At 71.3% G+C, this 14,912-nt stretch carries 14 protein-coding genes, 1 pseudogene and 1 riboswitch; of the genes and pseudogenes, 9 read left to right on the forward strand and 6 right to left on the reverse strand.

Features of this window, described 5'->3' with window-relative positions:
* The 3 genes and pseudogenes from IG88_RS38375 to IG88_RS0105915 all read left to right on the forward strand — a co-directional run.
* A pseudogene (locus tag IG88_RS38375) lies at nt 1-261 on the forward strand (cytochrome ubiquinol oxidase subunit I); the annotation flags it as partial.
* The gene (locus tag IG88_RS0105910; protein ID WP_031035752.1) at nt 258-656 is read left to right on the forward strand and encodes a cytochrome c oxidase subunit 4; all 399 of its coding nucleotides are present in this window, start codon (nt 258-260) and stop codon (nt 654-656) included. The pseudogene IG88_RS38375 and the gene IG88_RS0105910, both read left to right, overlap by 4 nt.
* A gap of 130 nt (nt 657-786) precedes the next feature.
* Nucleotides 787-2,061: a L,D-transpeptidase gene (locus IG88_RS0105915; RefSeq protein WP_031035754.1), complete on the forward strand. Its 1,275-nt coding sequence runs from the start codon at nt 787-789 to the stop codon at nt 2,059-2,061.
* A gap of 58 nt (nt 2,062-2,119) precedes the next feature.
* Here IG88_RS0105915 and IG88_RS0105920 read toward each other — a convergent pair whose 3' ends face one another.
* Complete coding sequence (locus tag IG88_RS0105920) at nt 2,120-2,521, reverse strand: hypothetical protein (protein ID WP_031035756.1); 402 nt, start codon at nt 2,519-2,521, stop codon at nt 2,120-2,122.
* 198 nt (nt 2,522-2,719) lie between these two features.
* Between IG88_RS0105920 and IG88_RS0105925 the strand changes: the two genes are divergently transcribed.
* The 6 genes from IG88_RS0105925 (at nt 2,720) to IG88_RS0105950 (ending at nt 9,819) form a co-directional block, all read left to right on the forward strand.
* On the forward strand, nt 2,720-3,340 hold the full coding sequence (locus tag IG88_RS0105925) for a cytochrome c oxidase subunit 3 (protein ID WP_003976664.1): 621 nt from the start codon (nt 2,720-2,722) through the stop codon (nt 3,338-3,340).
* Nucleotides 3,341-3,405: 65 nt separating this feature from the next.
* Nucleotides 3,406-4,215, forward strand: a complete 810-nt coding sequence (locus tag IG88_RS0105930; protein ID WP_031035759.1) for a c-type cytochrome — start codon at nt 3,406-3,408, stop codon at nt 4,213-4,215.
* Nucleotides 4,212-5,267, forward strand: coding sequence for a ubiquinol-cytochrome c reductase iron-sulfur subunit (locus tag IG88_RS0105935; protein WP_031035761.1), 1,056 nt, complete (start codon nt 4,212-4,214; stop codon nt 5,265-5,267). Before IG88_RS0105930 ends, IG88_RS0105935 begins: the two co-directional genes overlap by 4 nt.
* Entirely contained in the window at nt 5,264-6,901 is a 1,638-nt protein-coding gene (locus IG88_RS0105940; RefSeq protein WP_031035762.1) for a cytochrome b, read from the forward strand. The genes IG88_RS0105935 and IG88_RS0105940 overlap by 4 nt, the downstream gene beginning before the upstream one ends.
* Nucleotides 6,902-7,043: 142 nt before the next feature.
* Nucleotides 7,044-8,108 carry an anthranilate phosphoribosyltransferase gene (gene trpD, locus IG88_RS0105945; RefSeq protein WP_031035764.1) on the forward strand — a complete coding sequence of 355 codons (1,065 nt, stop codon included), beginning with the start codon at nt 7,044-7,046 and terminating at the stop codon, nt 8,106-8,108.
* Nucleotides 8,109-8,188: 80 nt separating this feature from the next.
* A riboswitch (SAM riboswitch) is annotated at nt 8,189-8,305 on the forward strand.
* A gap of 149 nt (nt 8,306-8,454) precedes the next feature.
* Nucleotides 8,455-9,819, forward strand: a complete 1,365-nt coding sequence (locus tag IG88_RS0105950; protein ID WP_031035766.1) for an aminotransferase class V-fold PLP-dependent enzyme — start codon at nt 8,455-8,457, stop codon at nt 9,817-9,819.
* On the opposite strand, the gene IG88_RS0105955 is transcribed toward IG88_RS0105950, so the two are convergent.
* The 5 genes from IG88_RS0105955 to IG88_RS0105975 form a co-directional block, all read right to left on the reverse strand.
* Nucleotides 9,762-10,994 carry a glycerate kinase gene (locus IG88_RS0105955; protein WP_031035767.1) on the reverse strand — a complete coding sequence of 411 codons (1,233 nt, stop codon included), beginning with the start codon at nt 10,992-10,994 and terminating at the stop codon, nt 9,762-9,764. The genes IG88_RS0105950 and IG88_RS0105955 overlap by 58 nt on opposite strands.
* 10 nt (nt 10,995-11,004) lie before the next feature.
* Nucleotides 11,005-12,420, reverse strand: a complete 1,416-nt coding sequence (locus IG88_RS0105960; RefSeq protein WP_031035768.1) for an SLC13 family permease — start codon at nt 12,418-12,420, stop codon at nt 11,005-11,007.
* A 72-nt stretch (nt 12,421-12,492) separates the two neighbouring features.
* Nucleotides 12,493-13,155 (reverse strand): response regulator transcription factor, encoded by a 663-nt coding sequence (locus IG88_RS0105965; RefSeq protein WP_031035770.1) that lies wholly within the window; start codon nt 13,153-13,155, stop codon nt 12,493-12,495.
* The gene (locus IG88_RS0105970) at nt 13,152-14,624 is read right to left on the reverse strand and encodes an ATP-binding protein (RefSeq protein WP_031035772.1); all 1,473 of its coding nucleotides are present in this window, start codon (nt 14,622-14,624) and stop codon (nt 13,152-13,154) included. The genes IG88_RS0105965 and IG88_RS0105970 overlap by 4 nt, the downstream gene beginning before the upstream one ends.
* On the reverse strand, nt 14,575-14,856 hold the full coding sequence (locus IG88_RS0105975) for a hypothetical protein (protein ID WP_031035775.1): 282 nt from the start codon (nt 14,854-14,856) through the stop codon (nt 14,575-14,577). The genes IG88_RS0105970 and IG88_RS0105975 overlap by 50 nt, the downstream gene beginning before the upstream one ends.
* Nucleotides 14,857-14,912 lie beyond the last annotated feature (56 nt).

Raw genomic sequence — 14,912 nt, forward strand, 5'->3', positions numbered from 1 at the left:
CTGCCGTTCTTCTACAACATCTGGAAGACCGCCAAGTACGGCAAGAAGGTCGAGGTGGACGACCCGTGGGGCTACGGCCGTTCGCTGGAGTGGGCGACCTCCTGCCCGCCGCCGCGGCACAACTTCCTCACGCTGCCGCGCATCCGCAGTGAATCCCCCGCCTTCGACCTGCACTACCCCGAGATCTCCGCGCTCGACCAGTTGGAGAACGTCGGCCACGGTGAGAAGGCCCTCGCCGGCGGCAAGGAGGCCGGGAAGTGAAGATCCAGGGCAAGATTTTCATCTGGCTGAGCGTCTTCCTGCTCGCCGTGGCGATCGTCTACGGCTACTGGTCGAAGGAGCCCGCGGGCACCACGGCGCTCTTCCTGGCCTTCGGCCTGGCCATCATGGTCGGCTTCTACCTCGCCTTCACGGCGCGGCGGGTCGACGTGGGCGCGCAGGACAACACCGAGGCGGACGTCGCGGACGACGCCGGCGAGGTCGGGTTCTTCAGCCCGCACAGCTGGCAGCCGCTGGCGCTCGGCATCGGTGGCGCCTTCGCCTTCATGGGCATCGCCCTCGGCTGGTGGCTGGTGTACTTCTCGGCACCGATCCTGCTGATCGGCCTGTTCGGCTGGGTCTTCGAGTACTACCGCGGTGAGAACCGCACCCAGTAGCACGGACCGCCCGCGAAGGGGCCCGGACACTCCGTCAGGAGGGTCCGGGCCCCTTCGTCTGTCCTACGGCCACTCACTCTTCCGGCTTATCCACCGTGCCGCCGTTGACGTCCCTCCCTAGCGTGGGCTCATGAGCAACCCGGTTCACTTCCAGGCGCGGGGGCGTACGGTCGTCGGCTGCACCCTGCTGGTGATCGCCCTCGGCGCGAGCGTCACCGCCTGCAGCGGCGACGACAACCCGTTGTCCGCCACCCCCTACGACGCGGCGGGCCAGATCTCCTTCAACGGCCCCAAGGAGGCCGGGAAGAAGGCCGACCCGGACAAACCCCTGGAGGTGGTCGCCGAGGGCGCCGACGGGCGCATCACGGACGTCACAGCCGTCGACGCGACCGGACGCCACGTCGCGGGCGAGCTGTCCGCCGACGGAGCGCGCTGGCACAGCACCTCCCCCCTGGCCGCCAACGCCAGCTACACGGTGCGCGTCAGCACCGAGGACGGGGACGGGGCGCCCGGCCGCAAGGTCCTCACCTTCGAGACCGGCAAGCCCGGCGCCAAGAAGACCCTGGACGTCGCCTTCGGGCCCAAGGCGGGCGCGTACGGCGTCGGCCAGCCCGTCACGGCGGAGCTGAGCCAGCCGGTCGAGGACCCCGCCCAGCGGGCCATAGTGGAGCGCGCCCTGAAGGTCGACTCGACGCCCGCGGTGAAGGGCGCCTGGTACTGGGTGGACGACAAGAAGCTCCACTACCGGCCCGAGGAGTACTGGCCCGCGCACGCCACCATCAAGGTGCACAGCAACCTCGAGGGCATCAAGATCGGCGACCGGATGTGGGGCGGCAGGGCCAAGCCCCTGACGATCACCACGGACGACCGCGTCGTGGCCGTCACCGACGCCGCCGCACACACGCTCACGGTCTTCCAGGACGGCGAGGAGATCCGGGAGATCCCGGTCACCACCGGCAAACCCGGCTTCGAGACCCGCGACGGCGTCAAGGTCGTCCTCGGCAAGGAATCCTTCGTACGCATGCGCAGCAGCACCGTCGGCATCGCCGAGGGCTCCTCGGAGTCGTACGACCTGCCGGTCTACTGGGCCACCCGGGTGACCTGGAGCGGCGAGTACGTGCACGCCGCCCCCTGGTCCGTGGGGTCCCAGGGCATCGCCAACGTCAGCCACGGCTGCGTCGGCATGAGCACCGACAACGCGGAGTGGTTCTTCAACACCGTCCAGGAGGGCGACCTCGTCGAGGTCGTCAACTCGGGCGGCGACACGATGGAGCCCTTCGGCAACGGCTACGGCGACTGGAACCTGGACTGGGCGAAGTGGCGCACCGGCAGCGCCCTGACGGGCGGCACGGGCAACGCGTCCGGCACGGCGGAACAGGCCAGGCTGCGGCCGGAGAGCGCCTAGCGGAGCCCGGGGGCGGCGCACCCGAGGGGGCGGAGGGGCCGCCGCGTCCCCCGGGGCCTCAGGCGCTCTGCAGCCGCTTCTCCCGCAGCAGCGAGGCCAGCGCACCCGCGAACTCGACCGGCTCCACCGGCAACGCCACCGCCGCCTCCGCCCGGCTCCAGGTCGCCAGCCAGGCGTCCTGCGGCCGTGCGATGAGCAGCAGCACCGGCGGGCACTGGAAGACCTCGTCCTTGATCTGCCGGCACATGCCCATGCCCCCCACGGGCACGGCCTCGCCGTCCAGGACGCAGACGTCGATGCCGCCCTTGTCCAGCTCCTTGAGTACGGCGGCCGGGGTCGCGCACTCCACGAACTCGACCACGGGCACGTCGGGGGCCGGCCGGCGGCCGGTCGCGAGCCGCACCTGTTCGCGGGTGTTGGAGTCGTCGCTGTAGACCAGCACCGTGGCGGTCGCCTGCATGCTTCCTCCGATACGCGGTGAGACCGGTGAAGGCTGTCGTAGCCCGTTGGGCCGGATGCTACCCCCTCGAACACCCCGTCAGCACTGGTTCGGACAGGGCTTCGACGGGCCGTTCGATGGGCCATCCGGGCAGTACAGACAGGGGGAACACACCGAACGGCACCCCCCGGGGTGAGGGCGGGATAAGCGACCGACATAATGTCGGTCGTGGCGACAGCAACGACAGTAGAAACCGGGCACGCGCACCCGTCGGTCAACCGGCCGAACCTCACCAGCGTCGGAACCATCATCTGGTTGAGTTCCGAGCTGATGTTCTTCGCGGCCCTCTTCGCGATGTACTTCACCCTGCGATCGGTGACCGGTCCGGACTTCTGGTCCGAGAAGGCCGACGCGCTGAACATCCCGTTCTCCGCGACGAACACCACGATCCTGGTGCTCTCCTCCCTCACCTGCCAGCTCGGCGTGTTCGCGGCCGAGCGCGGGGACGTGAAGAAGCTCCGGATGTGGTTCATCGTCACCTTCGTGATGGGTGCGATCTTCATCGGCGGTCAGGTGTTCGAGTACACCGAGCTGGTCAAGCACGAGGGCATCTCGCTCTCCTCGGACCCGTACGGCTCGGCGTTCTACCTGACCACCGGCTTCCACGGACTGCACGTGACGGGCGGACTGATCGCCTTCCTGCTGGTCCTCGGCCGCACCTACGCGGCCCGGAGGTTCACCCACGAGCAGGCGACCGCCGCCATCGTCGTGTCCTACTACTGGCACTTCGTCGATGTCGTCTGGATCGGCCTGTTCGCCACGATCTACCTGATCAAGTAGTCGCGGCACGCACCCGCGCAATACCAGAAGCATCGACGCAGAAGATCCTGACACCGGGGTAATCCGTGAAAAAGCTCTCCGCACGACGACGCCATCCGCTGGCGGCACTCGTCGTCCTACTCCTCGCGCTGGCATGCACAGGGGGGCTGTACGCCGCGTTCGCACCCGCGAGCAAGGCGCAGGCCGATGAAACCGCCCAGTCCCTCGCCATCGACGAGGGCAAGAAGCTCTACGCCGTCGGCTGTGCCAGTTGCCACGGCACCGGAGGGCAGGGCACCACCGACGGTCCGAGCCTGGTCGGCGTGGGCGCCGCGGCCGTCGACTTCCAGGTGGGCACCGGCCGTATGCCGGCCCAGCAGCCCGGCGCGCAGGTCCCGAAGAAGAAGGTCATCTACTCCCAGGCGGAGATCGACCAGCTCGCGGCCTACATCGCCTCGCTGGGTGCCGGTCCGGCCGTCCCCTCGGAGGAGAAGTACGGCCCCGAGGGCGCGGACATCGCCAAGGGCGGTGAGCTGTTCCGCACCAACTGCGCGCAGTGCCACAACTTCACCGGCAAGGGCGGCGCCCTGACGCACGGCAAGTTCGCGCCGACCCTCGAGGGTGTCGACCCGAAGCACATCTACGAGGCCATGCAGACCGGCCCGCAGAACATGCCCTCCTTCCCCGACACCACGCTGTCGGAGCAGAACAAGAAGGACATCATCGCCTACCTGGACGCGGTCAACGGTGACGAGACCGTGAACCCGGGCGGTCTGTCGCTCGGCGGCCTCGGGCCGGTCAGCGAGGGCCTGTTCGGCTGGATCTTCGGCCTGGGTGGCTGCATCGCCGTCGCCGTGTGGGTCGCCGCTCGGACCGCAAAGGCCAAGAAGTCATGAGTAGCCAAGACATTCCAGAAGAGAACCTGCCGGCTGAGCAGGGCGGCACGCACGTGCCGAAGCCCGCGGACGACAAGAACCCGTTCGCGGACCCGGGGCTGCCGCCCCACGAGCACCGGATCCAGGACATCGACGAGCGGGCCGCCAAGCGGTCCGAGCGCACGGTCGCCCTGCTGTTCACGGTGTCCATGCTGGCCACCCTCGGCTTCATCGCCTCGTTCGTCGCGATCCCGCACGACAAGTCGATCTACGTCTTCCCGCTCGGTCACATCAACGCGATGAACTTCGCGCTGGGCCTGACCCTGGGCGTGGCGCTGTTCACCATCGGCGCGGGCGCCGTCCACTGGGCGCGCACCCTGATGTCCGACGAGGAGGTCGCCGACGAGCGCCACCCGATCGAGGCGTCGCCGGAGACCCGCGCGAAGGTCCACGCGGACTTCAAGCAGGGCGCCAAGGAGTCGGTGATCGGCCGGCGCAAGCTGATCCGCAACACGATGCTGGGCGCGCTCACGCTGATGCCGCTCTCCGGCGTCTTCCTGCTGCGCGACCTCGGCCCGCTGCCCGGGACGAAGCTCCGCCACACGCTGTGGTCCAAGGGCAAGCTGCTGGTCAACATGAACACGAACGAGCCGATGCGCCCGTCGGACATCGGGGTCGGTTCCCTCACCTTCGCCAAGCCCGAGGGCCTGGAGGAGCACGACCACGACTTCCAGAACGAGATCGCCAAGGCGGCCCTGATGATCATCCGGCTGGAGCCGGACTCCATCAAGGACAAGCGCGAGCTCGAGTGGTCGCACGAGGGCATCGTGGCGTACTCGAAGATCTGCACCCACGTCGGTTGCCCGATCTCCCTGTACGAGCAGCAGACGCACCACGCGCTCTGCCCCTGCCACCAGTCCACCTTCGACCTTGCCGACGGCGCCCGGGTCATCTTCGGTCCCGCCGGTCACCCGCTGCCGCAACTGCGCATCGGTGTGAACGACGAGGGGTACCTCGAGGCGCTCAGCGACTTCGAGGAGCCCGTCGGTCCTGCATTCTGGGAGCGCGGATGAGTACTGCAGCCAACGACGCACCCCGCTCTCGCGGGAAGGCACCGGCCGGCGAACGGGTCGCCGACTGGGCCGACGGCCGGCTGGGGATCTACTCCCTGGCCAAGGCCAACATGCGCAAGATCTTCCCCGACCACTGGTCGTTCATGCTGGGTGAGGTCTGCCTCTACAGCTTCGTCATCATCATCCTCACGGGTGTGTACCTGACGCTGTTCTTCCACCCGTCGATGAACGAGGTCACGTACCACGGCTCGTACGTCCCCATGCAGGGACAGTTGATGAGTGAGGCGTACAAGTCGACGCTCGACATCAGCTTCGACGTGCGCGGCGGTCTGCTGATCCGGCAGATCCACCACTGGGCGGCGATCATCTTCCTCGCCGGCATGTTCGTGCACATGATGCGCGTCTTCTTCACCGGCGCGTTCCGCAAGCCGCGTGAGATCAACTGGCTGTTCGGCTTCCTGCTGTTCGTCCTCGGCATGTTCACCGGCTTCACCGGCTACTCGCTCCCGGACGACCTGCTCTCCGGCACCGGTGTCCGCTTCACCCAGGGCGCGATCCTGTCCGTGCCGATCGTCGGCACGTACATCTCGATGTTCCTGTTCGGCGGGGAGTTCCCCGGGACCGACTTCGTCGCCCGGTTCTACTCGATCCACATCCTGCTGCTGCCGGGCATCATGCTCGGGCTCGTGGTCGGCCACCTGATCCTGGTCTTCTACCACAAGCACACCCAGTTCGCGGGTCCCGGCAAGACCAACAAGAACGTCGTCGGCATGCCGCTGCTGCCGGTGTACATGGCGAAGGCGGGAGGCTTCTTCTTCCTGGTCTTCGGTGTCATCGCGGCGGTCGCCGGCCTCGTGTCGGTCAACCCGATCTGGGCCATCGGCCCCTACCGTCCGGACCAGGTGTCGACCGGCGCCCAGCCCGACTGGTACATGGGCTTCGCCGAGGGTCTGGTCCGCGCCATGCCGGGCTGGGAGATCAACTTCTGGGGTCACACACTGGTCCTCGGTGTGTTCGTCCCGCTGGTGATCTTCGGTATCTTCCTCGCGGTCATCGCCCTCTACCCGTTCATCGAGTCGTGGGTGACCGGGGACAAGCGCGAGCACCACATCCTGGACCGGCCGCGCAACGCCCCGACCCGCACCGCCTTCGGCGTCGCGTGGGTCACCGCGTACCTGATCATGCTGGTCGGTGGTGGCAACGACATCGTCGCCACGCACTTCCACCTGTCGATCAACGCGGTCACCTGGTTCGTCCGGATCGGGTTCTTCCTCGGACCGGTCCTCGCGTTCATCGTCACCAAGCGGATCTGCCTCGGCCTCCAGCGCCGGGACCGGGACAAGGTGCTGCACGGCCGCGAGTCGGGCATCATCAAGCGCCTGCCGCACGGCGAGTTCATCGAGGTGCACGAGCCGCTCAGCCAGGACCAGCTCCACACGCTCACGGCCCACGAGCAGTACCAGCCGGCCGAGATCGGCCCCACGGTCGACGAGAACGGCGTCCAGCGCAAGGTGAAGGGCACCGAGAAGCTCCGCGCCAAGCTCAGCGAGGCCTACTACGGCGAGGACTCGCAGATTCCGAAGCCGACCGTCGAGGAGTACAAGGAGATCACGAGCGGCCACGGCCACCACTGACCCTCCAGCGTCGCCACACCACAGCCGAAGGGCCCCGTCCGATCCCCGGACGGGGCCCTTCGGCCGTGTGCGGGGCTGGATAGGGTGGAAGCGAAGTCCCTGTCCACGGCTTGCCACGACACACACGATTCAGGAGCGGCTCATGAGCGCTGTGACCCCCGCTGGAGGCGACACCGCGGCGGGCCGCTCCTGGCCCGCCCTGCTGAACGGACTGCTGGACGGCCGCGACCTGTCGGCGGACGAGACCGCCTGGGCGCTGGACGTGATCATGCGCGGCGAGGCGACCGACGTGCAGATCGCCGCCTTCGCGGTGGCCCTGAGGTCCAAGGGGGAGACCGTCGAGGAGATCTCCGGTCTCGTCCGCACGATGTACGACCACGCCACGGTGATCGAGGTGCCGGGGAAGACCGTCGACATCGTCGGCACCGGCGGCGACGGCGCCAAGACGGTCAACATCTCCACCATGTCGGCGATCGTCGTGGCCGGTACGGGGGCCAAGGTCGTCAAGCACGGCAGCCGCGCCGCCTCCTCCGCGTCCGGGGCCTCCGACGTCCTGGAGAAGCTCGGGGTCAACCTGGAGCTGACGCCGAAGCGGGTGGCGGAGGTCGCCGAGGAGGCCGGGATCACCTTCTGCTTCGCGGTGAAGTTCCACCCGGCGCTGCGGCACGTGGCGGCGGCCAGAGGCCAGCTCGGCATCCGGACGGTGTTCAACTTCCTTGGCCCGCTGACCAACCCCGCCCGGGTGCGGGCCCAGGCGATCGGTGTCGCCGACGCCCGGATGGCCCCGATCATCGCCGGTGTCTTCGCCGAGCGCGGCCACTCCTCCCTGGTCTTCCGCGGCGACGACGGCCTCGACGAGCTGACCACGACCGCCACGTCCCGGGTCTGGGTCGTGCGGGACGGCCGGGTGAGCGAGGAGACCTTCGACCCGCGCGACGTCGGCATCGAGCTGGTGCCCGTCGAGGCGCTGCGCGGTGCCGACGCCTCCTACAACGCCGACGTCGCCCGCCGTGTGCTGGCCGGCGAGACCGGCCCCGTGCGGGACGCGGTGCTGCTGAACTCGGCGGCGGCCCTGGTGGCCCTGGACCCGGGCACGGGACCGCTGGCCGAGCAGATCCGGGCCGGGATGGAGCGGGCGGCCGAGGCCGTCGACTCGGGGGCGGCCAGGAGCGTCCTGGACCGCTGGGTGGCGGCGACCCAGGCGTAGCGGCCTTCCGGTGTGACGTGCGTCCCGCGATCCGGACCCGGGTTGCGGGACGCCGATCGTTTCCCCTAGGTTTTTCGACAGGTCATGAGTGACAGTCATGAGGCCCCGGCCGACTGTCCGGCAACCCTCCGTCCGTGGCGGGGTGCCCCGGGTGAAGACCAGGTCGTGGACAGCAAGGTCCACGGCAAGCGCGGACCCCTCGCGAAACCAGGGGTCCTGGGTCGTCCGAGGGAGTCTCCCGTGAACCAGCGAATGCGATAGGGCCGCAGAGCCCCGCCTCCGCACACCCTTTTCCTTGCCTTCTCGCAGCGCGTCGTCCGCGCTGGTTTCCTCACGGGAGTCCGTCATGTCCGTACCCACCGCTGTCGCCGCCCCGCTGCCCGTCCTCGGACGGGACGTCACCGTGCCGCTCGTCACCGGCGGGGAGGTCACCTACGCCGCGCTCGACTACGCCGCCAGCGCGCCCGCGCTGCAGCGGGTCTGGGACGACGTGGCCGCCTACGCCCCGTACTACGGCAGCGTCCACCGGGGCGCCGGGTACCTGTCGCAGTTGTCCACCGACCTGTTCGAGAACGCCCGCCGGACCGTCGCCGGGTTCCTGGACTGCCGGGACGAGGACCAGGTCGTCTTCACCCGGTCCACCACCGACTCCCTCAACCTGCTCGCCGCCGCGCTGCCCGCCGGGTGCCGGGTCTTCGTCTTCGAGACCGAGCACCACGCCTCGCTGCTGCCCTGGCGCCAGGCCGACGTGACCTTCCTGGACGCCCCGCGCAGCCCCGCGCAGGCCGTCGAGACCCTGGAGCGGGCCCTGGCCGCCCGGGAGCCGTACGGGCCCGCCCTGGTCTGCGTGACCGGTGCCTCCAACGTCACCGGCGAGCTGTGGCCGGTGCGTGAACTGGCCGCCGCCGCACACGCGCACGGCGCCCGGATCGTCCTGGACGCCGCCCAGCTCGCCCCGCACCACCCGGTCTCCGTGACCGGACTGGACGTCGACTGGGTCGCCTTCTCCGGGCACAAGCTGTACGCGCCCTTCGGCTCCGGCGTGCTGGCCGGGCGGGCCGACTGGCTGCGCGAGGCCGAGCCGTACCTGGCCGGCGGCGGTGCCAGCCGCAGGGTCGGGCGGCGCGCCGACGGCGGGGTGGACGTCGAGTGGCACGACAGCGCCGCCCGGCACGAGGCCGGCTCGCCCAACGTCATCGGCGCCCACGCGATCGCCTCCGCCTGCAAGGCGCTCACCGAGGCCGGGTTCGACTCGCTGGTCGCCCGCGAGGAGTACCTGATCCGGAAGGTGCGCGAGGGCCTCGCCGAGGTGCCCGAGGTGCGCGTCCTGTCCCTCTTCGGGGACGACGCCCCGCGCGTCGGGGTGCTCTCCTTCGTCGTCGAGGGCTGGAACAGCTCGCACTTCGCCGCCGCCCTCTCCGCCGAGTACGGCATCGGCGTGCGCGACGGCCTGTTCTGCGCCCACCCGCTGCTGCGCACCCTGCTCGGCAGCGACCCCCAGGCGCAGGGCGAGTGCGGCGCCCCCGAGGCGGCTCCCGGGGAGAAGTCCCTCAACGCCGTCCGGGTGAGCTTCGGCGCGGGCACCCCGGACGAGCACGTCGAGCGGTTCGTGACCGCCGTCAGGGAGCTGGTGAGCGACGGCGCCCGGTGGAACTACCGCACCGTGGACGGCCGTTGCGTGCCCGACACCGCCTCGGGCGCCGGCGCCTGAGCGGCCCGGGCCGCCCGGCCCGGCAGGCGGGACCCCAGCACCACCATCCGCAGCGCCCGCTCCGTGGCGTCCGTGAGGAGTTCCGAGGCCCGCGACAGCGCGTCCGCCAGGGCCATCGGCGCCGGCAGGATGCCGTGGCAGGCGTCCACCCCCGGCACGTCGTGCGCGCCCTCGCCGAGCGTGCCGGCCAGGGCGAGGACGGGCCGCCCGTGCAGTTTGGCGCGGCGGGCCACCTCGGCCGGGACCTTGCCGCGCGGCGTCTGGTGGTCCAGGGCGCCCTCCGCGGTGAGGACCAGGTCGGCGCGGGCCAGGCGGGCGTCGAGGTCGAGGGGGTCGAGCAGTACGTCGAAGCGGGGCAGCAGCCGGGCCCCGACCGCGGCGAGACCCGCGCCGAGGCCGCCGGAGGCGCCGGTGCCGGGGCCGTGACGCAGGTCGGTGCCGACCGGCCCGAGGTCGCGGACGAGGACGCGCGCCCAGTTCTCCAGGGCCGCCGACAGCTCCTCGACCTGCTCGGGTGTCGCCCCCTTCTGCGGGCCGAACACCCGGGCCACGCCGCGCTGCCCGCACAGCACGTTGAACGGGTTGCAGGCGACGAGCAGTTCGGTGTCCCTGAGCCGGGCGTCGAGGCCGGACGGGTCGATGCGGACCAGACGGCCCAGTTCCCTTCCCCCGTGCGGGAGTTCGAAGCCGTCCGCGTCGAGGAGCCGGGCCGCGAGCGCCTGGAGGGCGCCGGCGCCCCCGTCCGACGTACCGGAGTCGCCGCAGCCGACGAGGACGCGCCGCATCCCGGTGTCGAGGGCGGCGCGGATCAGCTCGCCGACTCCGTAGGTGGTGGTGGCGCCGGGGTCGCGCAGGGCGCGCGGGACCAGGGACAGGCCCGCGACCGCCGCCATCTCCACCACGGCCGTGTCCCCGGTGCCCAGCAGCGCGAAGTGGGTGCCGACGGGGTCGCCGACCGGGCCGGTGGCCGCCAGCGCCACCAGGCGGCCGCCGGTCGCCGAGGCCAGCGCCACGGCGGTGCCCTCGCCGCCGTCCACCAGCGGGACGCGGTCGATCTCGGCGTCCGGCAGGACCCGGCGCACGCCGGCCGCGATGGCGTCGGCGGCGGCCTGGGCGGACAAAGACTCCTTGAAGCCGCTGGGGGCCACGACGACACGGTTCAGTACAGAGGGCACGGGAACTCCTTCAACGGGTCACGGGTACGCCGAGCAGCGGCCAGACGGCGGCGGCGAAGAACAGCACGAGCGCGGCGGTCAGCGGCGCCAGGACGGCGGACAGCCGCAGCAGGTCCCGCGGGGTGTAGGTGGGGACGCCGGGGACGTCGGAGAAGAGCGTGACCGGCTTGGCGGAGGCCGGCAGCGTGTGGCAGAAACCGGCCGCCGCCGTGGACGCGAGCGCGGCGGTGACCGGGTTGACGCCGGCGCCCACGGCCGCGGCGACGACCAGCGGGACCAGGACCGAGGAGCGGGCCGAGCGGGACTGGAGCACCAGGTGCGCCGCCGTGCTCACCGCCACCACGACGCCGAGGAAGACGGCCGGTCCGACGTGCGCGGGCAGCCCCGACACCAGCCACTTCGCCGCCCCGGAGTCGGCGAGCGCGACGCCCATCGCCATGGTCGCCGCCATGAACAGCAGCAGCGACCAGGGCACGGTCTTCAGCGCGTCCTTGAGCCGTACGGTGCCCAGCACCGGGGAGGAGGCGACGACCGCGCCGATCAGCGCCACGACGGCGGGGGAGACGTGGTGCAGGGGCTCGCTGCACCACAGCGCCACCACGGTGGCGAGCAGCAGCGCGCAGCGCTTCTCCGCCTGCGTCCAGGGGCCGGTGACCGGGCTGTCGCTGTGCCGCTGTATCTCCTCGGCGGTGATGTGGACGGGGCCCTCGCGGTCCGCCCGCCGGGTGGTCGTCAGCAGGACCGTCTCGGCGGCGAGGTGGGAGGAGGCCACGGCCAGCGGCAGGCCGAGCAGCAGCCACTGGGTGAAACCGATCCGGTCGCCGGTCGCCTCCCACAGCACGGACACCGTGATCAGGTGCGCGCCCGCGCCGATGAGGGTCGCGACCGCCGACAGCAGGATCACCGTCGGGAAGAGCAGTGCCAGCATCACGACCAGGCGCTTGCGGTCCGCGAGGGCCTTGGCGAGGGCGAGGAAGACGGGCAGCGCGAGCGCCGCCCGGCCCGAGGTGGCCGGCACCGCGAACGCCGTGACGACCAGCGCGGCCGTCGTCAGGTGCGTCAACTGCCGTACGGTGCGCGCCCCGCCGACCAGGAACGCCGCCGCCCGCCCCGCGAGCCCGGTCCGGGTCACCGCCGCGGCGAGCACGAAGGCGCAGATCAGCAGCCACACCGTGGCGTCACCGAGGGTGCCGAAGAGGGTGTCGCTGCTGATCACGCCGGTCGCGGTCAGCGCGAGTCCGGCACCGAGCGCGATGTAGGTGTCGTCGATCGGCGTACCGATCCAGGCGCAGGCGGCCAGCGCGAACACGGCCAGGGTGAGGCGCGCGTCGCCGCCCGGGCCGGGGAGGGCGGAGGGGACCGCCAGCAGCGCGCACAGGGACAGGGCCACGCACAGGGCCGCCGCCAGGCGGAGGTTCGACGTCACGCCATCGACGGTGGTCCCGGGCGGTGAGCCCGCAATGAGCCGGGCATGAAGGAAACTTCACGCGGGGGCCGGTCACCCCGGCAGCCGGTACCCCATGCCCCGTACCGTCTCCACCCGCCGCGCCCCCAGTTTCTTGCGCAGCGCCCGCACGTAGACGTCCACGATGTTGGAGCCCGGGTCGAAGTCGTAGCCCCACACGTGGGAGAGGATCTGCTCCCGCGACAGGACCTGCCCCGGGTGCCGCAGGAACAGTTCGAGCAGCACGAACTCACGGGCCGTCAGGTCCACCGTCCGCTGTCCGGTGCGGGCCCGGCGGGTGCGCAGGTCCAGGGAGAGGTCGCCGGAGCGCAGCACCGTCACCTCGGGTGCCCCGGCCGCCGTACGCAGCCGCAGCCGTACCCGGGCGAGCAGTTCCTCGAAGCGGAACGGCTTGGTCATCCAGTCGTCGGCGCCGCCCTCCAGACCGGCCACCGTGTCCCGTACGGAGTCCCGCGCGGTCAGCACGATCACCGGCGTCGTCACCCTGGCCTCGCGCAGTTCGCGCAGGACCGTGAAGCCGTCCCGGCCGGGCAGCCCGATGTCCAGGACGACCAGGTCGAAACCGCCGGTGAGGGCGTACGCGCAGGCCGCGTCGCCGTCGGCGACCGCCGTGGTGGTGAAGCCGTTGGCGCGCAGGCCCTTCTCGACGAAGGAGGCGATGCGCTCCTCGTCCTCCACGATGAGGATGCGGTTCATGGTCGTGCTCCTTCCAGGACGAGTACGAAGGTGGCGCCGCCGCCCTCGGTGGCGCGCAGTTCGGCCCGGCCGCCGTGGCCCTCGGCGATGGCCCGCACGATCGACAGCCCGAGACCCGCGCCCGTGCCGCGCACCCCGCGCCGGGCCGTGCCGCGCCGGAACCGCTCGAAGATCACCTCGGCGTCCTGCGGCTGGACGCCGGGGCCCGAGTCGGCGACGTACAGCTCGATGCGGGAGCCGTCGGCGCGGGAGCCCATGCGGATCCGCCGGCCCGCCGTGGTGTGCTGCACGGCGTTCTGCGCGAGCTGCACCATGGCCTGTGTGATCCGCTGGGGGTCGACGTGGACCTCCCGGTCGGCGACGCCGTCCAGCACCCACTCCCGGTCGCCCAGGGTGCGGGCCTTCACGTAGACGTCGGCGGTGAGTTCGCCGAGCTGGACCGGTTCGGGGCGGACGAAGTCGGGGCGCTCGGCCTTGGCGAGCAGCAGCAGGTCCTCGACGATGCGGCTCATCCGGTCCAGTTCGTCGGTGACGAGGCGGACGGTCTCCTCGCGTTCCGCCGGGTCCTCGCCCATCAGTTCCAGGTGACCGCGCACGATGGTGATCGGGGTGCGCAGTTCGTGGCCCGCGTCGTCGACGAACCGGCGCTGGGTGGCGAAGGCGCGCTCCAGGCGGTCCAGCATGGCGTTGAACGTCTCGGCGAGCGCGGCCACGTCGTCGTGGCCGTGCACCGGGATGCGCCGGGTCAGGTCCTGCTCGGTGAGCTGCGCGGCGGTCGTGCGCACCAGCCGTACCGGCTTCAGGATGCGGCCCGCGACCACCCAGGCGATGCCCGTCGTCATCAGCAGGGCCACGCCGGAGATGGCGAGCAGCACCCGGAACACCTCGTCCGCGCGGGCCTGTTCGCGCCCCGGGTGGAAGGCGACCACGAACGAGGCCGCCGGTTCGCCGCCGTGGCGGGCCACGGTGACCTTGGCCCAGCGGATCTCGCCCTCGGGCCGGTGCAGGGTGCCGGTGGAGTGGGGGGAGGCGTGGATGCGGCGCCGGGCGTCGGCGTCCTTGTGCAGGGGGCGGGCGACCGGGATCTCGCGCTGCTGGATGATCTGCGTGGGCCTGCCGCCCGCCTCGCCCACCAGTCCGACCAGTTCCTCGTCCAGGTCGGCGTACTGCCGTTCCAGGAAGACCCGCAGCAGCCGGCCCGGGTCGGTGAACGGACGGCCGGTCTCGGGGTCGAAGCCCTGCTCCTCGAAGTTGGCGAACTCGCCGGCCTCCTGTGCGAGCAGGCCGTTGATCCGCTGGTCGGTGTCGCGCAGCAGGATCGAGCGGGTGGTGGCCGCCACCGAGCCCAGCGCGACCGCCATCACGAGCAGCAGCCACAGCAGGATGCGGACCCGGGCCGAGATCCGGCGGCGCTCGGGCTCACCCGTCGCCGGGTCCGTCGTCGGCGTCACCGCCCCGGTCGTCGTCATCGTCGTCATGGGAGGGGCCGTCGGTGACCGGCGGCCGTGTCACCACCTGGTCGCTGGGCGTCGGCTCGGGCGAGGAGGCGGGCCCCGGGGTGGGGGAGCCGCTCTCCAGCTCCACCTTGGCCGGGACCTCGGGCCGCTGCGGGCTGTCGGTCAGGGCGAAACTGGTCGCGGCGATGCCGAGGGGGATCAGGACGACGGCCGCGAGGGCCGCCATGCGGCGGGAGAAGACCATGCGGTGGATTCTGCGCGAGGTGTCCGGCGGGCCGGATGAGCCCTGGATGAAGGACC

Source organism: Streptomyces sp. NRRL F-5650, assembly GCF_000721365.1.
Classification (GTDB): Bacteria; Actinomycetota; Actinomycetes; order Streptomycetales; family Streptomycetaceae; genus Streptomyces; species Streptomyces ardesiacus.